General features: G+C 42.3%; 17 protein-coding genes. 3 read left to right on the top strand and 14 right to left on the bottom strand.

Going from position 1 to position 23,284, the window contains the following annotated elements; all coding sequences use genetic code 11:
* Positions 1-13 precede the first annotated feature (13 nt).
* The 12 genes from SWP_RS14110 to SWP_RS14055 all read right to left on the bottom strand — a co-directional run bounded on the left by SWP_RS14110 (position 14) and on the right by SWP_RS14055 (position 13,720).
* Positions 14-1,072, bottom strand: coding sequence for an efflux RND transporter periplasmic adaptor subunit (locus tag SWP_RS14110; RefSeq protein WP_044555945.1), 1,059 nt, complete (start codon positions 1,070-1,072; stop codon positions 14-16).
* A 148-nt stretch (positions 1,073-1,220) separates the two neighbouring features.
* Positions 1,221-1,937 (bottom strand): SIMPL domain-containing protein, encoded by a 717-nt coding sequence (locus SWP_RS14105; protein WP_020913213.1) that lies wholly within the window; start codon positions 1,935-1,937, stop codon positions 1,221-1,223.
* A 169-nt stretch (positions 1,938-2,106) separates the two neighbouring features.
* On the bottom strand, positions 2,107-3,396 hold the full coding sequence (locus SWP_RS14100) for an OmpP1/FadL family transporter (protein ID WP_044555944.1): 1,290 nt from the start codon (positions 3,394-3,396) through the stop codon (positions 2,107-2,109).
* Between the two features lie 352 nt (positions 3,397-3,748).
* The gene (putP, locus tag SWP_RS14095) at positions 3,749-5,200 is read right to left on the bottom strand and encodes a sodium/proline symporter PutP (RefSeq protein WP_020913211.1); all 1,452 of its coding nucleotides are present in this window, start codon (positions 5,198-5,200) and stop codon (positions 3,749-3,751) included.
* 135 nt (positions 5,201-5,335) lie between these two features.
* Positions 5,336-6,040, bottom strand: a complete 705-nt coding sequence (locus tag SWP_RS14090) for a DUF3379 domain-containing protein (protein WP_020913210.1) — start codon at positions 6,038-6,040, stop codon at positions 5,336-5,338.
* Positions 6,033-6,596, bottom strand: a complete 564-nt coding sequence (locus tag SWP_RS14085; RefSeq protein ID WP_020913209.1) for a sigma-70 family RNA polymerase sigma factor — start codon at positions 6,594-6,596, stop codon at positions 6,033-6,035. The genes SWP_RS14090 and SWP_RS14085 overlap by 8 nt, the downstream gene beginning before the upstream one ends.
* A 168-nt stretch (positions 6,597-6,764) precedes the next feature.
* Entirely contained in the window at positions 6,765-8,396 is a 1,632-nt protein-coding gene (locus SWP_RS14080; RefSeq protein ID WP_020913207.1) for a BatD family protein, read from the bottom strand.
* The gene (locus tag SWP_RS14075) at positions 8,390-10,309 is read right to left on the bottom strand and encodes a VWA domain-containing protein (protein ID WP_020913206.1); all 1,920 of its coding nucleotides are present in this window, start codon (positions 10,307-10,309) and stop codon (positions 8,390-8,392) included. The genes SWP_RS14080 and SWP_RS14075 overlap by 7 nt, the downstream gene beginning before the upstream one ends.
* A 2-nt stretch (positions 10,310-10,311) precedes the next feature.
* Complete coding sequence (locus tag SWP_RS14070; RefSeq protein WP_020913205.1) at positions 10,312-11,313, bottom strand: vWA domain-containing protein; 1,002 nt, start codon at positions 11,311-11,313, stop codon at positions 10,312-10,314.
* Positions 11,313-11,834 (bottom strand): DUF4381 domain-containing protein, encoded by a 522-nt coding sequence (locus SWP_RS14065; RefSeq protein WP_020913204.1) that lies wholly within the window; start codon positions 11,832-11,834, stop codon positions 11,313-11,315. The genes SWP_RS14070 and SWP_RS14065 overlap by 1 nt, the downstream gene beginning before the upstream one ends.
* A complete protein-coding gene (locus SWP_RS14060; protein WP_020913203.1) occupies positions 11,835-12,764 on the bottom strand; it encodes a DUF58 domain-containing protein in 930 nt (309 codons plus the stop codon). It abuts the gene before it with no gap.
* A complete protein-coding gene (locus tag SWP_RS14055) occupies positions 12,764-13,720 on the bottom strand; it encodes an AAA family ATPase (RefSeq protein ID WP_044555943.1) in 957 nt (318 codons plus the stop codon). Before SWP_RS14055 ends, SWP_RS14060 begins: the two co-directional genes overlap by 1 nt.
* A 236-nt stretch (positions 13,721-13,956) precedes the next feature.
* Here SWP_RS14055 and fadI point away from each other — a divergent pair, with 236 nt between their 5' ends.
* From fadI to SWP_RS14040, 3 genes are all read left to right on the top strand, one after another.
* Positions 13,957-15,267 carry an acetyl-CoA C-acyltransferase FadI gene (gene fadI, locus SWP_RS14050; RefSeq protein ID WP_020913201.1) on the top strand — a complete coding sequence of 437 codons (1,311 nt, stop codon included), beginning with the start codon at positions 13,957-13,959 and terminating at the stop codon, positions 15,265-15,267.
* A gap of 5 nt (positions 15,268-15,272) precedes the next feature.
* Positions 15,273-17,393: a fatty acid oxidation complex subunit alpha FadJ gene (gene fadJ / locus SWP_RS14045; protein WP_020913200.1), complete on the top strand. Its 2,121-nt coding sequence runs from the start codon at positions 15,273-15,275 to the stop codon at positions 17,391-17,393.
* Between the two features lie 185 nt (positions 17,394-17,578).
* Positions 17,579-17,779 carry a hypothetical protein gene (locus SWP_RS14040; RefSeq protein WP_020913199.1) on the top strand — a complete coding sequence of 67 codons (201 nt, stop codon included), beginning with the start codon at positions 17,579-17,581 and terminating at the stop codon, positions 17,777-17,779.
* Positions 17,780-17,991: 212 nt separating this feature from the next.
* Here the strand turns inward: SWP_RS14040 and SWP_RS14035 are convergent, their stop codons facing one another.
* Together SWP_RS14035 and SWP_RS14030 are read right to left on the bottom strand one after the other, a co-directional pair.
* A complete protein-coding gene (locus SWP_RS14035) occupies positions 17,992-18,903 on the bottom strand; it encodes a hypothetical protein (protein ID WP_020913197.1) in 912 nt (303 codons plus the stop codon).
* A gap of 79 nt (positions 18,904-18,982) precedes the next feature.
* Entirely contained in the window at positions 18,983-23,263 is a 4,281-nt protein-coding gene (locus SWP_RS14030; protein WP_079892001.1) for an EAL domain-containing protein, read from the bottom strand.
* Positions 23,264-23,284 lie beyond the last annotated feature (21 nt).

Below are 23,284 nucleotides of genomic sequence, written 5' to 3'. Positions count from 1 at the left end.
TTCTTCTAACTTCCTATGGCTTTGACTGCTTTTGAACCTGCAATAAGGTTTGATAGGCGTCTTTGGCAATAACATCTTCATTGGATAGGCCTGCTAGCACTTCAACGTCGTCACCATTTTGTTGACCGAGTCTGACTTGATTGAGCACCCATTGCTTATTTTGCAGCAGGTAAACGCCAGTTAGGTCGTTAATGGTGATCAATGATGATTTAGGAATGAACATCGTTTGGCGTTGCCCGCTAATAAAGCGAGCTTTTATTAGGCTACCAGGGATCAAGCCGGCGGTATCTGCTGGAAGTTCTATACGCACTTTATAACTGTGGCTGACTTGATCAATAAAGCTAAACATATTGAGCTTATCGCTGACTATCTGTGTACCATCGGCAAGAGTTAATTGGAATTGTGGCAGCTGTTTCAAAGCGTCAATATAGCGCTGTGGTACATGAGTAACGGCCCGCATATGTGTTAATGAATAACCGGAATAGAGTGGCTGCCCAGGGCTGACCGTTTCGCCTTGTTCGACATGCCTTTTGGTCACAATACCTGAAAATGGTGCACTGACTGCGGTATATTTCAGTGACTCAGTGGCCTGAACGATACCCGCTCTCGCTGCACTGACTGCTTGCTGAGCTGATTTCGCATTGGCCTGTGCTTCATCCATTGAGCCAGCAGATATTGCGCCTTGTGGGAATAAGGTCTTATAACGTTTTAACTGAGCTTGAGCCTCGATATTTTGCGCATTGGCTTTGGCATACTGGGCTTCTGCACTCGCTAAATGTGCACCTTGCTCTTTACTGGTGATTTCCAGTAGCGCGGCATTTTCAGCAACAATATCATTAACATCGTAGTTAAGCTTGATGATCCGTCCCGATGTTTGTGCTGATACGGTTGCCGCTTTACTTGGTTCGATAACGGCATCTAAAGCAACCCAGTTTGGATAGTGTTGGTAGTTAACTGTCACTGTGGTTTCGCTGCTTTCTTGAGCTTGTTCTGCCGCTACTGCAGTATAGGAAAAGTTTAATAGCAGTGAAAAAAGCAAAACTGTAAATGTTGGGGTAGGGTAAGCCGTCATAGTTGTTCAACCGTAAATACATCCATGAGATTATTCTAATGGATGTGAAACTATGGTGCAATAACTATTCATTAGAAAAATGCGATGGAATGATTTTTAGAAAAAAAAGCACAATAGAACATTGTGCTAAATGGCTGAAATATCGGAATTAGTCGTTTAGGTAATAAGTCAATGTCGACACAATACGTACTTTCTTTATATAAGACGTATTGCTGTCTCTATCGTTAATGCTGAATTGTCCCTGTGCGGCTTTTTTGATTTTTCCTAATTTAGAGTCAGAGTCCTTTGCAAACTTTTCCGCCACCTGCCGTGCATTTTGAGTCGCCGATTGGATCATCTCTGGTTTAACGTCATTGAGTTTAGTAAATAGGAACTGAGCTTTGCTGTTGTAGTCTTGATCTGAAATCGCTATGCCTTCTTTGGCAAGCGACAGCATTTTTGTACGAGCTGACAACAACAGGTCAATTTTATCGGTATAGAGTGATAACGAGACTCGAGCTGAGTAGCGATACTTCACATTCGGATCTGAGTAACCTTGGGCTAATCGATCATCAATAGCGGGCAGTGAGATAGTGATCTCTGACTCATCAAAACCTTGCTGTTTTAAAAATGCGGCGACTTTATCAGTCTTAGTTTGTACGTTTACGTAGAGGCTATCGAGATCGTTATCGACTTCGGTAAACCTGATTGGCCAGATGGCAATATTGGCACGTACCTCTTTTTCGGCTAACCCCTTAACGGTTACCGTACGTTCCATCGATTTCATTTTAATTAGCTTATCACCAATGGTATTGCCAAGTAACACCATGCCTAGGCAGAGTAAGCCACCAAGAATAAAGGCAGAAACAGCATTGTTTTTAGTCATAACAGATAGTTCCATCTATATAGATATACTCATGTTGCAAGTTAAAGCGAGATGAATATGAACAAGCTTAACGTTAGCAAGGATTATTAAATTGGTAAAATTAAAAGCAGTTCATCGAGGCAATAAAAAAGCCGCAAAAATGCGGCTTTCGGTTTACTCAATAATCAACTTAGAACTTGTAGTTGTACTGCATTGAGTAATACGTTGCGTTTGACAATGTTGTTGCGTTAATTGGAGTTGGGTTAGCACCATAAATTGCGCTGTACTCAACAAGGTCAGTCTCTTCACCTCGAACAAATGCTATACCGAAGTCTAAGCTGGTGTGCTTAGATAAGTTGTAGGTAGCACCCGCTGTATACCATTGACGGTCTGAATCAGGAATGGAAATAGAGCTGATTTCGCCAACTACGCCTTGGTCAAACATGTAACCTGCACGTAATGTCCAGCTGTCGTTCAAAGTATAGGTACCGCCGACACTGAACAACCAAGAGTCATCCCAAGCATAAGTCTTAAGACTTGCTTCTGGAGCAACTGGAGCGCCACCAATTGTGCCATCAGTTACACTGATTTCATGGAAATCACCCCAAGTAGTCAATTGCGCAGTGTAATGCAGAGCAAACTTTTCAGTTAGCTGATGAAAACCAGCTACTTGGAAGATATCAGGAATTGGGATATTGATTTCATCAAACATGATTGGACCAGCTTGCGGATCTGTCATGCTGATATCACCACTTGCTTTAAAGTCTGGACTAAAGCGGTAGCTGGCACCAATGCGGTGGTTTTCATTGAATTCGTACACAGCACCAACGATACCACCAAATGCAACACCATCAGCGTCTACATCAACAAGTTCGGTATGCTGAGGATCTGATAGCGATGGTGTAGCGCCACCACGTGTAAGCGTTCCTTCACCGTAAATAACATCAACACCAGCACCTACACTAAAGTTATCATTAATGCGGTAAGAAGCACTTAGATTAAAGTTAATGGTTGTTACTTCTGTTTTACCAAGCAAATCAATCGGTGCTGGTATTACGCCGCCAATGATATTATTTGAAAGTTCAGTTGTATCAGTACCTGTACCGAAGTTACTGAACATAGCAACGCCGTAGGCGAACTTGTCATTGACTGGGCTGACATAGTAAAAATTAGGGATAATCTTTGCTTCTGCAGCATCTGGTACACTACCAAAATGCACATCACCCATAGCCACGTCTTTAACTTCTACTTCTACGTCAGCATAAGTTAAACCCATTGATAATTGCTTTTCATCAAACAACGCCATAGCAGCAGGGTTACGTGATAGCACTGATGCGTTATCAGCGATGACAGCATCACCGGCAAAAGCACGGCCGATACCTGTTGCTGATTGGCTGTTAAGTTGGAAACCAGCAGCCATTGATTGTGTGCTTACTAAAGCAACTGATACAGCGATAAGAGTCTTGTTGAAATACTTCATTATTATCATCTCTATTATTGTTGGTCTTGCTTATATAGGTGTTAATTTGAAATTAACTGCAAGATCCACTTGTTAGACCAGTGCATCTTAGGTAGGTAAGGGCAAGCTAACAACTCCGACCAGAGCTAAAAAATTGTTAATTATTAGTTAATTGAGACGCTTAGAAGTTTAGAAAATCATTCTTTCGATTGAATATGGATAAAGAAGCTATATAGCATAAAGGCTTGGGAGATAATTAAGGTTTAACTTATGGTTAAGAGTATGTAACGCGGGCTTTTTTTTCGATGTGAATTGAAGGATAAAAAAAAGCGTACAGATGTACGCTTTTTAGTAGTAATGCTAATTTACTCAATTACAGCTTAGCTTCGAACTCGCTAAATTGTGCTTTTACTTTATCAGATGGAGCCTGTAATTTACTGGTAAGTACACCTGCGATGGTAGCAAATAGGAAGCCTGGGAGAATTTCATAGAGGTCAAATATTCCGCCGCTAAGTTGCTTCCAAACAACCACTGTTACCGCACCAACGATAATTGTTGCTACTGCACCATTGCGGCTGTAATCACGCCAGAAAAGCGACATCAAAACCACAGGGCCAAATGCGGCGCCAAAACCTGCCCATGCATAACTGACCAGACCAAGCACACTGCTTTCAGGGTTAAGTGCTACAACCCCCGCGATGACGGCAATGGCGAGTACACCGATACGACCCACGAGCATAAGCTCTTTACTTTCTGCCTGAGGACGTAGCCATTTCTTGTAAAAGTCTTCCGTAATCACACTTGAACATACTAACAACTGTGAATCGATGGTGCTCATAATCGCTGACAGAATTGCTGCTATCAGTAATCCGCCTATCCAAGGGTTAAAAGCGGCATGGGCTAAGTGAATAAATACCGTTTCCGGGTTTTCTAATGGTTCAGCTGCAAAATAGAGTGTACCTGCAAGGCCGGTTGCTAAAGCGCCAAATAGTGCGACAACCATCCAACTCATTGCAATACGGCGAGAAACAGTAATATCTTTAGCAGAGCCAATCGCCATGAAACGCGATAAAATATGAGGCTGACCGAAGTAACCTAGACCCCAAGCCAGCAGAGAGACTAATCCGATAAAGGTAGTATTTTCGCTGAACAGTGACAACATTGCAGGGTCTAAAGTTTCAAAACCTTGCTGAGCTTCTGGTTGGCTGAAGATAGCAATCGGTACGATTAATAAGGCTACTAACATCAAGCTACCTTGGAAAAAGTCAGTCCAGCTCACAGCAAAGAAGCCACCAACGAAAGTGTAAGCGACAATAATGGTAGAACCAATAATCAATGCTAGGGTGTAATCAAGGCCGAAAACTTTTTCAAATAATATAGCGCCACCGACCATACCTGACGATGCATAAAAGGTGAAAAAGACTAAAATAGTTACCGCTGAAACTAACTTGAGTATGCCTTTGCTGTCTTCAAATCGTTTTTCAAAGAAATCGGGTAGGGTAAGAGCATTATCGGTAAACTCGGTATAAATGCGTAATCTTTTTGCGACAAAGAGCCAGTTAAGCCAAGCACCAAAAACCAGCCCAAAGCCGATCCAAGCTTCACCCAAACCGCCTAAGTAGACCGCGCCAGGTAATCCGAGCAGTAGCCAGCCAGACATATCTGAAGCACCGACACTTAACGCTGTTACGCCAGGCCCCATGCCACGGCCACCCAAAATATAATCGTCTACTGAGTCTGTTGCTTTGTAAGCCCAAAGGCCAATCCCCATCATTAAAGCTAAGTAGCCAATGAAGGTAATTAATATGGGTAATTCTATGGTCATGAGATATTTACGCTTTTATCATTTTTGGTTGTGGCGCTATGCTAGCAGATATTTGAGCTATAGCTCAATAATTGATGGGAGTGTGATTGAGATCTAACCAGTAGCGCAAAGAAAGCGCTACTGGTTGTGAACGGTTTAGATGAAAGTTTGCTTAATCTCGTTTTTTACGTAATTAAGATCTTCGCTTCCCTCACCAACAAGTAACATGTAGGCATTGTCTGTTTCAAAGCCCATTCCTTTATACTTGTTATCAGCAAAAGCTTCGTCAAGCACCATTCTATCTTCTAGAGGCACGATGAACAGAGTCACTTTTCCTGATTCACCTTGCATCACCAAGTGCAGACTTTGAACACCCTGAAAATCACAGTAGGTGCTATAAAATACTTTTCCGGGTTGCTGGGTGAACTTCATGTTACTGCCGCTATTTAAAGAGGCTAGCTGAAAGTTAACATCTTGATATTGAACATTTTGATCAACATGCAAAGCTTTATCTTCATGATAAACATGAGCTAATGCATGCTGGCCTAAATCGACGGGTCCCATTCTTAATAAGGTAAAAGTAATACCAGCTAAAAATGCAACTGAGGCGACCATGGCAAATGCAAAGCCAGTTTTACGGCGCTGTGAATGATGATGCTGCAACTGTTGGCGCAGTAAAAGTTTAGCTGCGAGATCGTCAGGAACATCAATCTTAAGCGCATTTTCGATTTTGTTATCTAAGCCTTTTAAGTCATTTAAAAAAGCTTCTCTTTCAGCCGATTCCATTGCTGCTTGAAGGAACTCGGGATCTTGGTTATTTGGCTCACCATAAGCTTGGCGGCGAAATTTAAGTTCATCCATTGGATTGACCTCTGATAGTCGGTTGTTCGAGTACATCTTTAAGCTGGTTTCTAGCTCGAAATAAACGCGTCATTACGGTGTTTCTATTGAGATCTAATATTTTAGCTATCTCTTCACCACTGAAACCGCCTATCACTTGTAGTAATAGTGGTTCACGATATTCAAGTTCCAACTTTGAAATCTGTCTCTGCAATAAGTGTTGTTCTGCATGGTCTTCAGTGCTTCCGGAGAACGTATCTTCGATAAATTCCTGTTCGACATCTGAATAATTAAATTGTTTACGTTCAAACCGGCGTGCATTTTCACGACGAAGGATAGTGATCAGCCATGCTTTTGCAGCTTTTTCATCTTTCAATGAATCAAGCGAGCGCCAAGCGCGCAGAAAGGTTTCTTGAGTGATATCTTCAGCGATATGTTTATCGCCGCATAGCCAATAGGCATAACGGTATATATCGGAATGAAGTGCCCTGACAAGGCTATCGTATCGTCTTTGTTTGCTAACCATGTCTGAAGAGACCGTGGAGCTAGACTTTTTATTTCGCCAACTATCAAACATTTTTACTTTTTTCTAACTGGATCAATATTTCACAGCTTAACCTTGTTCAACTTCGAATACCAATTGCAGGTAAATAAAGTCTAAATTAGCTGATAAAGAAGCCATTTTTATAAAAAATGCTCCCTAAGGAGCATCTTTTCATATTTTTTAGTAGGTCAATCTAAACCGTTATAATTTTGGGTTTAAAGCGTTAAGCGCAGAAGTGTGTCGCTGCTTATTGGTCGCTTTTGTTGATAATGCCAGTTTTAACAGTCGCTGATAATCGATGTTAGTGTTCTGTTCGCTGTAGGCCGATTGTTGTAAAGCGATAACCATGTTTGATAGCTCAGTTGATTGCTTGCCAATATCTTGTAGAGTCATTGGCGTTGCATATAGATCAGCAAAATAAGCACTTAATGCATTAATCACGGCGGTAGGATCCTTCGCTGCGCAGCTGCTCTCAAGTATCTTACGGCTATTTACAGGCTGTGAGATGTTATCATTTTCTACTGGTTTTGAGTTTGACGACTGTTGCTTTCTTGCATTTAGCCATAGCACTAATGTCACTAACCATAAGATGGCGAGAATCGCGCTTACCCAAGGCCAGTAGCCTGCGTCTGTAATGGTTGCGGTATTGGTGGCTGATGGAGCGATAGCGATTTCTGTTGTGCCACCTGTCACTACTATTGTGCGCGCTGGCAAAGTCGCATATTGCTGTTGTTTTAGGTGCGGATTCCACCATGGGACGTTAATTTCGGGTAACGTATAAGTTCCTGCCTTTGTGGCGACTATAGCGGTTGTTTGTGTCAGTTGTGACACCATCTGCTTATCACGAACAAATGACTTTCTCTGCGGCTTTTCAGGGTATGATTTAAGCGCTGAAGGCATCGAAAGCTGCAATTCTGGCAAGCTGGTCTCATCTGCATTGGAAGCCAGCAAGGTTAAGGTTCGAGTTATCGGGTCACCAACTTTATATTCGACAGGTGATTCTGGCCAGTCCTCTTTTAGTACCACTAGATCTGACACTAACCATTGGCCTTGATATTCAACAGGCTCTGGGTTGATAAGTATCACTGATTTCGGTGCTTGTGTTTGTGTTGGTCGACTTTCATTGAAGGAAAACATGCCGCCATTTCGCTTGGCTTGCACCAATACATCACCGGAAAAGCTAGCACCGTTGATAGTGAGCTCACCTGGTTGGTCGGCGACAATGGCATAGGCTCGCTCAATAACTCGATAGCGTTTACCATTGATTATCTCGTTGCTGTCTTTATCTTCACCAAGTTGCTTTATTTGCGCGCCTTGTAGCACCGGGGCGCTCAGAACGCCACGTTGCAGCTCAAGAGCTAGAAAAAGCTTAACTCTATAGGTCAGCATTTGCCCGACATAAGCTTCTTCAGACGATAAGCTCGCACGCATAAAGATATCTTGTTTTTGCTGCGGTTGGCTGCTTCTATCCACAACTGAAAGAGTAATTGGGTCTGAGCTGACTCCTTTTATCTGAAAGGCTGGAATTGTGACATTGCCACGAGATTTAGGCGAAAGCAGTACTTGCCAGCGAGTTTCGTTTCGAGCATCAAAATTCATTATCTGTTTACTGCGACTGATACTTGTTCGGCCAACAATGAAATCTTTAAGCAGTGCAGAGGTGTTGAGCTCGCCACTATTTAAATCGTCATCTGCAACTACAGTTAATACGAGAGACTCACCTTCGATGACCGGGTTTCGGTCAACAGATGCTTGTAAGCTCGTAATTGCATAGGCGGGGGCTGTAGCCGTAATTACGAGAATAAAGAGTACCAGTATATGTCGAATTACCACTGTTGGTTTTCCTTGGTGTTAATGCCTTGACGGCGTCGTTTTTGATATTCAAGCTGCATCTTATTACGCAGTAATACTTGTGGGTCGTCAGCAATTGCTCTTAAAGCTCTTTCCATTTCTGGTGGCAATGGCTCATCAGAGGAAGTCGCGGGTACCATAGAGGTTGCTTCATCTCCCTGTTGTGGGTCTTCATTGTCGCTAGCTTGTTTGGCATTAGCTTGTTGCGCATTTTCCTGCAGCTTGTCTTCTGGTTTTTGAGGATCAGACGCTTTTGCGTCCATGGGAGCATCGTTGCTGTTGGGCTCATTTTGTGCAGCATCACTGGCTCCACTTTGCTGCGACTCTTCAGCGGTATCGTTTGCATCGTCGCCGGATTTGGTGTCATCTGAAGGCTGTTGCTTTTGTTCTCCCTGACCACTGTCAGTGTCAGAACTACTGTCATCGGATTCTTTATCACTTTGCTGACCGTCATCAGATTGTTGCTCATTACTCTTTTGCTGTTGATCCTCTGAGTTTTGCTTTTCATCTGAATTTTTCTGGTTGTCACCGTCGCCTTGAGAATCTTGTTGCTGTTGCTGTTGTAATTGCTTAGCCAATGCAAGGTTTTGCTGTGCGCTATCCATATCGGGTGCTAACTCAAGTGCATCTTGATAGCGTTTTTCGGCTTTATCATATTGACCAAGCTGCATCAGAGCATTGCCTTGGTTATAGAGGCCATTGGCAGAGTTGTCCTGCTCAAACCCTGTTAGTGCCTGTTCATATTGTCCCGCTTTATAATGAGAACTTGCCTGCCATTGAGCTTGCTCAAACTTTTGTGCTGCCGCTTCATACTGCTCGGCTTGGTAGTCTTTAGCAGCTTGTTGATCTTGAGTCTGCCACAAATCATCCCAGCTGTTAGCGTAAACGGGTTGTGTCGGCTGTAAAACGACGACCAAAGCGATTGCACCAAGCAATCCATGCCTGAAACTGAGAAGGGCAGGCAGCAGCAGTAACAATGCGATATAACCGCCAAGATCTTGCCAAACTTCACCTTGCCTATCACTCTCTTTTGTATCTTTAGTGGTGGCAAGCCAATCGAAAAGTTGAGCAATATCTTGACCGTCTGCACGTGTTGAGATGACAGTACCGTGACTCGAAGAAGCTAATGAGTTTAGCAATCCTAAATCAGTTTTTGCAACAACCACTTGGTTGGCATTATCACGTAGCAGTTGGCCGTCAGGTAGTTTAATTGGCGCACCTTGTTCACTACCAAATGCTAGTACTCCCAACCGATAAGCACTGCCTTTTAACACTGATTGAGCGGCACTGAGCTGGGAAGGAGAAATGCCATCAGTAAATAAAATAATGTCGCCACTAATATGTCCGCTTTGACTTAGCAGGGATTTTGCGTGTTCTAGCGCGGCTTCTATATTAGAGCCTTTTGTTGGCATGATGCTTGGCGTTAATGTCGGCAGTAGGTTTAATAGCGTGGCGTTATCTCGAGTTAACGGGCTAATAGTAAATGCATCACCAGCGTAAGCAACAAGTCCTGTTTCACCTTCAGCAATCGATCCTAGCAGATCTGTTGCTCGATACTTTGATTTGGTCAACCGGTTGGGTGAAAGGTCATTGGCATACATAGACAGGGACATATCCATCACAATGACTCGACCTTGTGCAGACTCATAAACTGGCAGTGCCGTTTTTTCAATCGCGGGACCAGAAAGGGCAACAACAGCGATACACCATGCCATTGCAAGGTATGCAATAGAATGGCTACGTTTTTTATCTGTGCGACTAAGCAATACACTTGCTAGGTGAGGGGCAATGTATTGATCCCAGCTGGAACTCGCACCGTGATTCTTTTTAATAAACATTAACAACATAGCCAGCGGTATAAGCGCTAATAGCCACTCAGGACGTATTAAATGCATGTTTAACGACCTCTCGATGGCTGTTTGGGTTTATTACTGAATACAGTTAGCTGCCCAAGACTTTTAAATATGGTGAGCAATAACGCTAAGCCAAGCGGCCAATAAAACAGTTCTGATTGTGGTCGATAACTGAGTTGCTCTCGACTGATTGGTTCTAGTTTGTCGATCTCTTGATAGATGCGCTCGAGCTCTTCGGTATTGCGAGCGCGGAAATAGCTGCCACCAGTTTTCTCTGCTATCTGTTTAAGCTGGGTCTCATCTAAATCCATTGACGGATTGACTCTTTCTTTGCCAAAAAGGGTACGTCGCTCCATGACTTCGGCGCCAACACCGACTGTGTAAATAGTGATCCCTCTTTTGGCTGCAATATCGGTTGCTTGCTCTGGGGATATGGAGCCTGCATTGTTAGAACCATCGGTAAGTAAAATAAGCACTCTATTGCTATTTTCAACTTGGTCAAAGCGCTTAACACCCAGCGCGATAGCTTCGCCAATTGCGGTTTGTCTGCCTACCAAACCGATCTCGGCCTCGTTCAAGTACTGAGCAACTGTACGTCGGTCTTGGGTGAGGGGTGATTGCAAATAAGCATGATCAGCAAACAAGATAAGGCCAATGCGATCGCCTTTTCGGCGCTCGATGAATTGGCTTATCACATGTTGAATAAGGGTAAATCTGTCGGTGACTTTACCGTCAATGACCATATCTTCAATCTGCATGCTGCCGGATAAGTCCACCGATAACATTAGATCTCGGCCCTTACTAGGCAACTCTATTGGTTCTCCCATCCATAATGGTCTTGCCACAGCTAAGACTAATAGAACCCACACCAGCCAATAGCCCTTATTTGAAGATGTCTCTACTTTATTCGGTAAGCTTTGTACTTCAACATCGCTACCGGGAAGATAAAGGTGTCCACCCAGTTTAGCCTGCTGTTGCTGCTTTTTTCTCAATAATAGGGGTAGGGGTAACAGCAGTAGTAACCAAGGGAGTGCTAAGGTCAACATTATTTAGCCTCCATTTGAGATAGTCTATTAGAAGTTGATTTAGTGGTTGAGAGAGGTAATGCATTTTTCAACCACTGCTCGGCGCACTGCTTCAAAGCGATAGCTTGTGACTCAGTTAATGGTTGTTGTTGGTAACTAAGACTGAGTAATTCACAGAGCTCAGTCGGCGGCTGTTTAACTTGTTGGCTAAGCCATTTATGCCACGTGCTGCCAGATAAACTCGCAACTAAATTTCGCTCGCAATAGCTCATTGCCGCGCGCTTTAACACTGCGCTGACGTTAGCAATATAATGGGTGGCTTTAAGGTCGAGTTCAGCGAGCTCAATTAACGCAGCTCGTTTGGCAGCGTTGTGTTTTCGGCGCTTACTCAGGTAGACAAATATCGCTATGGATGACATAAGAGCGATGATTATGAGAATCCAATAGCCATAGGCAATTGGCCATAAACCAATTTCAACAGGAGTTTGGATATCTCGCAGTGATGCTAACGCAGGATTTGCTGCTGGTGTTTGTAGCGCCATCTATCTTAATGCTCCGAGCTGCTGGTTTAGACGTTTACCTGCATCAATAAAGCGAGTTTCAACGCTGATTTTTTGCATCATATTGGTGAATTCTGCTTTGATCTTATGTTGGTTTTGCAACCAATGCTCATAGCTGTGCCTATCGATAATGCGCTCTTTTCCACCGTCTTTAACAGGCAGTTTAAAGTGTTTTGGCAACACAAGATTACCTTCCCGCAAAGGGTCGGTAATTAAAAAAGCGCCCATATCACAGTGGCGTTTTAGATCTGATAACATGGCTAAACAGGCGGCACTAAAGTGACGACCATCGGAGACTATCCAAATTAATGATCCTGGCTTAGCAATACGCCTTAATCGCTTACAGGCATTTAGCATGTGCTCTGGGTCAGCTTCTTGCGCTGCGATAGCATTAAGTTGACGTTGATGTAACTGCTTAATCGCTGAAACTAATTGCAATATTCCCTGCTGACGGCTGCGAGGTTTTAGCTCAATATGTTCCTGCTCGGTGGCGATGATAGCGCCGAGCCTATCGCCATGTAATATAGCGTTCCACCCCAGGGTGGTAGCAACATGAGCAGCTTGCACCGCTTGCAACAATAAGCTAGAACCAAAATACAAGCTATGGCTTAAATCCAGCAAGATAATGATTGGCCGTTCACGCTCTTCGACAAACAGCTTGGTGTGGGCTTTACCTGTTCTAGCTGTTACGCGCCAATCTATCGTGCGTACGTCATCACCACTTTGGTAATGCCGCACCTCGGCAAACTCCATGCCGCGGCCTTTGATTGCACTAGAGCGGTGTCCGGCCAAATTAGCTTTAGCCTTAGCCCTTTTCTCAGGTAAGGCTCGTGCTATGTTTTGGCAAGCAAGTAGCTCTTTTTCTGTGATGTTGATGCCATCAGAAAAAAGAGGCAGATCTGATTTGAGCATTAAGGTACCGCAACTTGAGAAAGAATATGGTTTATCACATCATCTGCAGATACACCGTCCGCTTGTGCTTGATAGCTGAGCAGCAGTCTATGACGTAATACATTAGGGGCAACAGCCTGAATATCCTCTGGTGACACGAAATCGCGCTCATATAAATAGGCGCGTGCTCTGGCGCAGCGCTCAAGAGAGATGGTTGCGCGTGGGCTGACACCATATTCAAGCCAACTTGCAAGCTCAGCACTATAAGCTGCAGGCTGACGAGTTGCCATTACAATATCGACGATATATTTTTCAAGTGGTTCTGCGAGGTAGATCTGTAATGCTTGCTCTCTCGCGGCAAAAATATCCCCTTGAATAATCGGCGTCATGGTTGGGATTTCTTGCTTTAATGCTTCATTACGAGACAAACGCAAAATTTCAAATTCAGTTTCTGCACTCGGGTAGTCAAGATTAAGGTGCATCAAAAAGCGGTCTAACTGTGCTTCAGGAAGCGGGTAGGTTCCTTCATTCTCAAGTGGGTTTTGCGTAGCCATTACTAAAAATAATTCTGGCAGTGGGTAGCTATTCTTGCCGACCGTCACTTGGTTTTCAGCCATTGCTTCAAGTAACGCAGACTGAACTTTTGCAGGGGCTCGATTTATTTCGTCCGCCAATATGAGGTTATGAAATATCGGACCTGCTTCAAATTCGAATGTAGCAGTTTGAGCGCGATAGATATCTGTGCCCGTTAAATCTGCTGGCAATAAGTCAGGAGTAAACTGAATACGGTGAAAATCACCTTCAACGCCATCACACAGTGCTTTGACTGCGCGAGTTTTAGCAAGGCCTGGAGGCCCCTCTACCAGTAAGTGTCCATCGGCGATGAGCGCTATCAGTAAATTCTCAGTTAATGTCGGTTGTCCGAGAATAACGGTATTTAAGTATTCGCGTAGTGCATGAAATCGACTCAAAGGCATGATGGTACTCAATTTATTATGTATAAAGACTATGGACAACCTCTATGGTAAATAATTCAATTGGGTTTTGGCTAGTGTTAAAAAACAAACAAGTGTTTAAAATTTTTCATTTAAAAGTTAGAATCAGATCACACTTTAATGGTCAGACCTGTTTGTAGGTTATTTTGCAGGTTTCTCAGGGATATAAAAAAGCGAGCAACTTCAAGGGTTAGCGACGCAGAACAAGAGGGTGAAAAATGAGTGAAAGACAGCAATTAACTAACGCTAGAGGCGAACGAATCGCGATTGTATCGGGATTAAGAACGCCATTTGCCAAACAAGCGACCGCATTTCATGGTGTATCTGCGTTAGATATGGGCAAAATGGTCGTGAATGAACTAATTTCACGTTCAGAACTCGACCCTAAGCTCATTGAACAACTTGTATATGGTCAAGTTGTGCAAATGCCTGCTGCACCAAATATTGCGCGTGAAATCGTTTTGGGTACTGGCATGGATATCAGCACTGATGCTTATAGTGTCACTCGTGCTTGTGCAACCAGCTTCCAATCAACGGTGAATGTTGCAGAGTCAATCTTGACCGGTAATATGGAAATAGGTATTGCTGGTGGTTCAGATTCATCTTCAGTATTGCCAATTGGCGTATCTAAAAAGCTCGCACATGCGCTTGTTGATCTCAATAAAGCACGTAGCTTTGGTCAGAAGTTATCAATTTTCCGCCGTTTAGGTTTAAAAGATTTATTGCCTGTGCCGCCAGCTGTTGCCGAGTATTCAACTGGTTTGTCCATGGGGCAAACTGCCGAGCAGATGGCAAAAACTTATAATATTAGCCGTGCTGATCAAGATGCATTGGCACATCGCTCTCACACTCTTGCGACTGAAACATGGAACGCTGGCAAACTAGCCGAAGAAGTGATGGCTGCTCATGTACCACCATATAAAGCATTTATCGATCGTGATAACAATATCCGTGAGAACTCTAAGCTTGAGTCTTACGCAAAACTGCGACCAGCGTTTGACCGTAAACATGGCTCAGTTACAGCGGCAAACAGTACACCGTTAACTGACGGAGCATCTGCGGTATTGCTAATGAGTGAAGGCAGAGCTAAAGCGTTAGGTTATACCCCAATTGGTTACATTAAGAGTTACGCATTTACAGCCATAGATGTGTGGGAAGATATGCTAATGGGGCCCTCTTATGCCACTCCAATGGCACTTAAGCGCGCAGGTATGGAATTAGAAGATCTAACGCTTATTGAGATGCATGAAGCGTTTGCCGCACAAACATTAGCCAATATGCAGATGTTTGGTTCAAAGAAATTCGCCGAAGAGAAACTGGGTCGTAACCGCGCGATTGGTGAAATCGATATGAGCAAATTCAATGTATTAGGCGGCTCACTTGCTTATGGGCATCCTTTTGCTGCAACAGGTACACGACTGATCACTCAGGTTTGTCATGAGCTTAAACGTCGTGGTGGCGGAACGGGTCTTGCGACTGCATGTGCAGCTGGTGGTTTAGGCGCAGCAATGATAGTTGAAGTGGAGTAATGGAAATGGAAAAGACATTTAATTTAGCTCGCCGAGAAGATGGTATTGCCATATTAACCATGGATGTACCTGGTGAGACGATGAATACGCTGCGCAGTGAATTTGGTCCAGAGATCAGTGAGATGCTTGCTGAAATAAAGCAAGACAGCAGTATAAAAGGTTTGGTGCTAGTTTCAGGCAAGAAGGACTCCTTTGTTGCGGGTGCAGATATATCAATGTTAGATGCATGCGAAACCGCAATGGATGCGAAGTTACTTTCTCAACAAGGGCATGTGGTTTTTAATGAGTTAGAAAACTTATCTATCCCAGTCGTTGCTGCGATTAATGGTGCGTGTTTAGGCGGTGGTTTAGAGTTGGCATTAGCTTGTCATCAGCGAGTTTGTAGCTTAAATAGCAAAACAATGATGGGTGTACCTGAAGTGCAACTGGGTTTACTTCCTGGTGGTGGCGGTACTCAGCGTTTACCGCGTTTGGTTGGTATTACAACAGCACTAGATATGATGCTAACAGGTAAGCAGATTAGGCCTAAGCAAGCGATAAAAATGGGCTTAGTCGATGATGCGGTACCTGAGTCGATATTAATGCGCACCGCGATTGAAATGGCGCTGGCGGGTAAACGCACAGCCAAAAAGAAAAAACAGTCATTTATTAACAAAATGCTTGAAGGCACTAGTGCAGGTCGAAATATTATTTTTGACCAAGCTGGCAAACAAGTCGCTAAGAAAACCCAGGGAAATTATCCTGCTCCAGCCAAGATAATCGATTGTGTACGCCAAGGCATGACTAAGGGCCTAATCAAAGGCTTAGAAGTGGAAGCAAGTCATTTCTCTGATCTAGTGATATCGAAAGAGTCTGAAGCCTTGAGAAGTATTTTCTTTGCCACGACAGAAATGAAAAAAGAGACTGGCGCTGGAGATGTTGAGCCTCGTAAAGTCAAAAAAGCGATGATCCTTGGTGGTGGATTGATGGGAGGCGGTATTGCCTCTGTTACGACGACTAAAGCTAAAATTCCGGCTCGGGTTAAAGATATTAGTGAGACGGGTTTAAGCAACGCGCTATCTTACGCATACAAGTTGCTCGATAAAGGCGTTAAGCGCCGCCATATGACGCCTGCTGTGCGTGACAATTTAATGGCTTTGATGACGACAACGACAGAATATAAAGGGATTAAAGATGCCGATATCGTCGTTGAGGCAGTCTTTGAAGATTTGTCGCTTAAGCATCAAATGGTTAAAGATGTAGAACGAGAATGTGGTGAGAATACTATTTTCGCTTCAAATACGTCATCGCTGCCAATATCACAAATTGCTGAGGCAGCAACTCGCCCTGAGAATGTCATCGGTTTGCACTATTTTTCACCGGTTGAGAAAATGCCTTTAGTCGAAGTCATTGCCCATGAAAAAACCTCTGCCGAGACGATAGCAACAACAGTAGCTTTTGCACGCAAGCAAGGTAAAACGCCTATTGTGGTTCAAGATGGCGCAGGTTTTTACGTAAACCGTATTCTTGCTCTGTATATGAATGAAGCTGCACAGCTGTTGTTAGAGGGGCAGAGTGTTGAGCATTTAGATAAAGCTTTGGTTAAATTTGGTTTCCCAGTCGGACCAATGACACTGCTTGATGAAGTTGGTATTGATGTTGGTGCCAAGATTTCTCCTACTTTAGAAGCTGAACTCGGGGAGCGGTTTAAGGCTCCGTCGGCATTTGATAAGTTGTTAGCCGATGACCGTAAAGGACGTAAAAACGGCAAGGGTTTCTATCAATATGGAAGTAAGAAGAAAGCAAAGGAAGTCGACAGCAGTGTGTACGCAGTACTTGGGTTAACTCCGGGCCAAAATAGTGATGCGAATGAGCTTGCTCTACGCTGTGTGGTTCAAATGCTTAATGAAGCAGTGAGATGTTTGGAAGAGGGTATTATTGCCTCAGCTCGAGATGGAGATATTGGGGCGATATTTGGAATTGGCTTCCCACCTTTCTTGGGTGGTCCATTCCATTACATTGATACGCTCGGCCCTGCCAAGTTGGTGGAGATCTTAAGTGGATATCAATCTCAGTTTGGTGATCGTTTTGCACCTGCAGAATTGCTAAAGCAGATGGCGAATGAGCAAAGTTACTTCTTCAAGTAATGCTTAAATAATCTCAAAAGTGTCAAAAAATTAACAATGCGGCTACATTTAGCCGCATTTTTTATGTTAAGTGGCAAAAAATTGACTAAAAAACACTCTCATTTAGGTGTTGGAGAGGATATAATGCCCAACTTGAATGATTTTAAGGTATGGACGCTAACTTATTTGATGTGAGGTGTAGGTAAGTGGTATTCCCAATTGTTTTATTTTTAGTTTTATCCAGTTTTTTACTTGGACAGGCTGCTTTTAACGCTGGCTTACCAGTAAAGCGCTGGGTTGTTGCAGGTGCATTATTGGGGCCAGCAGCATATCCGTTGTTTAATTCCCATAAGCAACTGGCTTATCGTAAAGCGATGGGCAAGCAGGGCGCTTCGATCAACATGTAAACTGAAGTCAAGGATAAAAACAAAAAAAGGAGCTAAGCTCCTTTTTTTGTTTTTATCACTAGCCAAATATCTCAGCTGATACTTAGTTCCACCAACCTTTGGCTGGGATGACTTCTAGATGATTTAAACCTTCAGGTAACTTAACTTTCTTACGAGCTGGTTTTGCGAGACCTAGAATTTGCATAATTGAATCAAACATAATTTATTCTCCTCTATGCCGCAGCTTGGTTAAGAACTTTAATGTGCGGCACACCTGCTGTTTGTAGTGGCTTAACTTTGATGTGTGGCACACCAGCTGTTTGCAATGGCTTTACTTTGATATGTGGCACACCAGCTGTTTGTAGTGGCTTAACTTTGATGTGTGGCACACCAGCTGTTTGCAATGGCTTTACTTTGATATGTGGCACACCAGCTGTTTGTAGTGGCTTAACTTTGATGTGTGGCACACCAGCTGTTTGTAATGGCTTTACTTTGATATGTGGCACACCAGCTGTTTGTAGTGGCTTCATCTTAATATGTGGCACACCAGCTGTTTGCAATGGCTTTACTTTGATATGTGGCACACCAGCTGTTTGTAGTGGCTTAACTTTGATATGTGGCACACCAGCTGTTTGTAGTGGCTTAACTTTGATGTGCGGCACACCTGCTGTTTGTAGTGGCTTTACTTTGATGTGAGGCACGCCAGCTGTTTGTAGTGGCTTAACTTTGATGTGAGGTACGCCAGCTGTTTGTAGTGGCTTTACTTTGATATGCGGCACACCTGCTGTTTGTAGTGGCTTAACTTTGATGTGAGGTACGCCAGCTGTTTGTAATGGCTTAACTTTGATGTGCGGCACACCAGCTGTTTGTAATGGCTTTACTTTGATATGTGGCACACCTGCTGTTTGCAATGGCTTTACTTTGATGTGCGGCACACCTGCTGTTTGCAGTGGCTTTACTTTGATGTGCGGCACGCCAGCTGTTTGTAGTGGCTTTACTTTTATATGCGGCACGCCTGCCGTTTGTAGCTCAAGCGCTAGGTAGCTGCTCTCGAAGTTCTTTATTGACGTGTGGCTAGAAGCCATAACTGGAAGTGAACATGCAAATGCAACTGAAACAACTAATCCATTAATTATCTTTTTCATCTTAACCTTCTCAAAGTATCATTTTTTTGACTATTGAAAAGGTTATTGCAGATGTTGTGCCAATGTTTACATGGTTAAGTTATTGCGCTTTATTTAGTGAGATTGCTTTTAATGGTTTAGCATTCGTATCATTGTGCAGAAGATTAGTGAACTCATGTTCGGTTACAGCCTTGCTATAAATATAGCCTTGGATCTCTTCACATTTTAGTGCTCGTAAAATACTCAGTTGAGACGTTTCTTCTACGCCTTCACCAACCACTGAAAGCCCCATATTGTGGGCGATAGTGATAATTGAATCGACCATTTTCAAGTCGCGATCGGATTTATCGATATCATCAACGAATGCTTTATCAATCTTAAGAGTGTGGATTGGAAAACGCTTTAAATATGACAACGAAGAGTAGCCTGTACCAAAGTCATCGAGGGCTAAACTTACCCCCATTTTTGATAGCTGCTGCATCACTTTTATCGCTTTTTCCGGTTCACGTATTACTGTTCCTTCGGTTATTTCAAGTTCTAAGTTTGCAGCTGGCAACTGAGTTAATCGCAACACAGATTCGATGCGTTGTTGAAGATCGGGCAGAGCAAACTGTTTTGACGACAAATTAACAGCCACACGACCATTAAACAAACCTTGCGAGCGCCATTTTTGGGCTGCAAAGCATGCTTTTTTAAGCACAATATCGCCGATTTCAACAATGAGTCCGTTTTCTTCGGCTAGCGGGATAAAGCTATTAGGTGGAATTAAGCCATGCTCTGGATGGTTTAAGCGAACCAGAGCTTCCATACCAGCCATATTACCTGTTTTTAAATCTATTTTTGGTTGGTAGTACACTTCAAACAGATCATCTTTAATGCCTTCACGGATTAGGTTTTCCACCTCTAGCTGTCTAATCGCGTTCTTATTAAGTGATTCTGAATAGAATTGGTAGCGATTACCGCCAGCCGATTTAGCGTGGTACATCGCAATATCTGCTTTGCGCAACAGGGCTTGTTCATTTTGGTCATCTTCAGGATATAAAACGATACCGATACTTACCCCAACCACGACTTTTTCTGCAGACAATTGAAAAGCACTTTCAAAAGCGTGGATGACTGTTTTTGCAATCACAGCACTCACACCAATATCAGGATTTTTGTCGATTAATATAGCAAACTCATCACCGCCTAAACGATAAATGCTGGTGTGATGAGGTACGGCTGCTTGAATTCGTTCAGAGACTAATATCAGTAACTCGTCACCCACTTGGTGACCTAAGGAGTCGTTAATTTTCTTAAAATTATCGAGATCCAAAACCATTAAGGTGTGGTGAGAATCTCTTTTCACCAAGTTACCGAGCGTCACCATAAGGTTAGAGCGGTTGGGAAGGTTAGTTAGCAAGTCGTTATTGGTGAGCTTTCTTAGCTCCTCTTCCTGCTGCTTACGTCGACTGACATCAGAGAAAATACCAACATAATGAGACAATTCACCCTGTTCGTCGTAAATGGCATCGATAGTTAATTCCATTAAAAAGCTAGTACCGTTGCCTCTTGCTGATTCGACTTCATTACTCCATCGTCCTTGCTGTTTTAATATGGAGCGGATCTGTTCTGAATAACTATCGGGATATAGGTCAAAATTAAACAGTGTGCCAATAAAATCCTTTTTACTTAGCATTGAAAGGTCACAACAGGCTTCATTCACCTCTACAAAACAGAACTCGTTATCTAAAATGAACATGCCTTCAGAAATATTCTGAATCGCCCGCTCAAAAAGTCTCAGCTGCTCTTCAGCTTGCTTAAAGTTACTGATGTTTTTGATAGTACCTGTCATACGCAGTGCATTGTCATTCTCGTCGCGCTCTACAATTTTTGCACGATCCAAAATCCACACCCAATCGTCAGACTTTCCTTTAACCCTGTATGCGGCTTCAAAATGATCGGTCTCACCGTAGAAATGTTTGTTTAAGGCATCGCGCACTCGAATTTGGTCCATAGGGTGGATATTACTCTCTTCGCCTTCTTGACCAGAGCGTTGCCCATCTCTTGGGAATTCTAGTGACCCCCAAATATTTGAGCGATAAATTTGTCCTGTCTCAATGTCCCAATCCCACATCTCATCACCGCTACCCCACAGTGACAGTTTCAGCCGCTCTTCACTTTTTGCGATCTGTCTCTGAACCACTCTTCTTCTCATCGCAATTTTTATTGTCGCAATAGATATTAAAAGTACTACTAAGAAATATAGAGCTTTAGCTGGAGTTGATAACCACCATGGTGGGGTTATCTCGATGCTTAAGGTTTTTTCGGAACCATGTTTACCCGAAACGGGATCAATAGCATAAACAGCAAACTCATAATCTCCAGGAGACAAGTTTGTGTAAGTCGCAGAGTTTATTCCTTCTGAATTAATTAGAGACTCTGATAGACCACGCATCTGATAAATATAATTAATATCTTTAAGTGGACTTCTAGGGCTATGAAAAGATATTGTGAATGGATAGTCTGAATACTTTAATTTAAGTTTTTCTGTTTTACTTAGCTTGTTATTCAACACTCCACCATTAGGTGTTTCAGGTATGTTGAATATTAATAACTCATCAAGTGTTACATCGAGTGTTTCTCTTGAGGATAAGTATTCCATCATCCTATTTATTGATACAAAGCTAACTCCAGATATTCCGCCTATGTATATTTCTTCATTTCCTTTTAATATTGCATGAGTGTTATACTCTTCCTGAACACCCAACTCTTTTGTTAGATTATATAACTTATCATCTTTCTTGTCCTTTAAGATAACTTCGTTAACAGAAGAGGCTAGAATAAAGTTGTTGTTTTGTGTTATTGAAAATATAGGGTTGTTTTTACTATATATTAATTCGGGACCTCCACTTTTTGTGGATAGTGATTCCAACCCTGAACTGGTGCCGAATAATATTTCCTCATTGTAAATATCAATACTAAGCACCATCTGCTTTGTATAAACAGGAGTAACTAAGTCATTTGCAAGCTCAAACAAACCACCTTGTGTTGCTACGAATAAAGAGTTGTTATTTTCTTTTATGTCGAAGACCGGGTTACCTTTGTCGATTATGTACTCCTGTGTAAACCCTGTGGTAACATAATATTGTAAGATAGTTCCAGAGGTTGAACCAATAAAAATACTACCACCGTCTTTTTTAGATTTAGCGATAAAAAATGTGCCTTCAAGGATGTCATTTATAATGCCATTGTCTACATTTATTGAGAAGAAACCTTTTGAACTCGCGACATAAATCAGATTTCCAATCTTAACCGCAGATTTAGGACCTTTAACTTTAGAATCATACAGCTCAATAATATTAAGGTCTTTATCATATAGCCGAATAAATTGGTCATCAGAAGCAACAACTAAATTATTTTTACTATTTGGAGAAATGGACCAAACATTACCACCGCTTACTATTTTTGTTTTTATTAGGTTACTATCGTCATCAATTATGAAAAAACCATCATTTTGGTTTAGAATAAATGTTTTTGTACGCCCTCTGATGATTTGAGGGTGTTCTAATGATTTTTCTGATACATTTAATTTTCCAATGAAAACTGGTTGTTTAACATTGTCTATCATAAATACTGAGTTTTTATCTAAACCCAAATTGAAATCAGACTGCTCTGTAACACTAATAAGCTCAATGGCTGAATAATTAACCAGGTTTCCATTGGAATACTCAAATGCGCCATTATTCTTAAATATAATTAGCTTGCCATTAATAACCTTTATAGCGTTGGCGTTATTTGTAACTAAGTCAACTCGATCCGAAATGGAATATATGAAACCAGAGTAGTTTCGAATAAACATTGTGTTTTCAAACATTATTATGTTTTTTACAGTGCCAAAGTCACCAGAGTATTTGTTCTTTAGTGATAGCTTTTTGTTATTTAATTCACTCAAAATATATATAGCATTTTCAGTACCAATAAATATATTATTGTTATATTCGTTGATCGTCCATATAGCGTCATTTATCTCAAAGCCCAGATTTTTTGACGAAACTAGTTTGTCTAGAGACGAATCATATATTGACAAACCTTTATCTGTGCCAACATACATAGAGCCTGATTGACTGATATACAAGCTGCGGATAAATGCACTTGCTAATTCGTTTCTTGCTGAAGGAAAGTAGTGCCGAAAGTGTTTACCGTCATATCGATTTAGGCCATTTAGAGTACCAATCCAAACGTAGCCATCATCGTCTTCAACGATTGAAGTTAAGTTGCTCTGGGAGAGCCCTTCAGGCACCCCTAACGAAACAGCATTTAGCGTAAATGCTAAAGAGGACTGTATTGGAACAAAAGAAACGAGTAGAAAAAGTACAATTTTTAGTAATGTCTTAGGCATATTTTTAATTTTATTTTTAGT

The organism is Shewanella piezotolerans WP3 (assembly GCF_000014885.1).
Taxonomy (GTDB): domain Bacteria; phylum Pseudomonadota; class Gammaproteobacteria; order Enterobacterales; family Shewanellaceae; genus Shewanella; species Shewanella piezotolerans.
The sequence above is the reverse complement of the archived record's forward strand: the minus strand, read 5'-3'. Positions and strand labels throughout refer to the sequence as shown.

Excerpts from the sequence above, each read along its gene's own strand:
- SWP_RS14110 (WP_044555945.1), bottom strand. The coding sequence starts at position 1,072 with ATGACGGCTTACCCTACCCCAACATTTACAGTTTTGCTTTTTTCACTG.
- SWP_RS14105 (WP_020913213.1), bottom strand. The coding sequence starts at position 1,937 with ATGACTAAAAACAATGCTGTTTCTGCCTTTATTCTTGGTGGCTTACTC.
- SWP_RS14100 (WP_044555944.1), bottom strand. The coding sequence starts at position 3,396 with ATGAAGTATTTCAACAAGACTCTTATCGCTGTATCAGTTGCTTTAGTA.
- putP (WP_020913211.1), bottom strand. The coding sequence starts at position 5,200 with ATGACCATAGAATTACCCATATTAATTACCTTCATTGGCTACTTAGCT.
- SWP_RS14090 (WP_020913210.1), bottom strand. The coding sequence starts at position 6,040 with ATGGATGAACTTAAATTTCGCCGCCAAGCTTATGGTGAGCCAAATAAC.
- SWP_RS14085 (WP_020913209.1), bottom strand. The coding sequence starts at position 6,596 with ATGTTTGATAGTTGGCGAAATAAAAAGTCTAGCTCCACGGTCTCTTCA.
- SWP_RS14075 (WP_020913206.1), bottom strand. The coding sequence starts at position 10,309 with ATGCATTTAATACGTCCTGAGTGGCTATTAGCGCTTATACCGCTGGCT.
- SWP_RS14070 (WP_020913205.1), bottom strand. The coding sequence starts at position 11,313 with ATGTTGACCTTAGCACTCCCTTGGTTACTACTGCTGTTACCCCTACCC.
- SWP_RS14065 (WP_020913204.1), bottom strand. The coding sequence starts at position 11,834 with ATGGCGCTACAAACACCAGCAGCAAATCCTGCGTTAGCATCACTGCGA.
- SWP_RS14060 (WP_020913203.1), bottom strand. The coding sequence starts at position 12,764 with ATGCTCAAATCAGATCTGCCTCTTTTTTCTGATGGCATCAACATCACA.
- SWP_RS14055 (WP_044555943.1), bottom strand. The coding sequence starts at position 13,720 with ATGCCTTTGAGTCGATTTCATGCACTACGCGAATACTTAAATACCGTT.
- fadI (WP_020913201.1), top strand. The coding sequence starts at position 13,957 with ATGAGTGAAAGACAGCAATTAACTAACGCTAGAGGCGAACGAATCGCG.
- fadJ (WP_020913200.1), top strand. The coding sequence starts at position 15,273 with ATGGAAAAGACATTTAATTTAGCTCGCCGAGAAGATGGTATTGCCATA.
- SWP_RS14035 (WP_020913197.1), bottom strand. The coding sequence starts at position 18,903 with ATGAAAAAGATAATTAATGGATTAGTTGTTTCAGTTGCATTTGCATGT.
- SWP_RS14030 (WP_079892001.1), bottom strand. The coding sequence starts at position 23,263 with ATGCCTAAGACATTACTAAAAATTGTACTTTTTCTACTCGTTTCTTTT.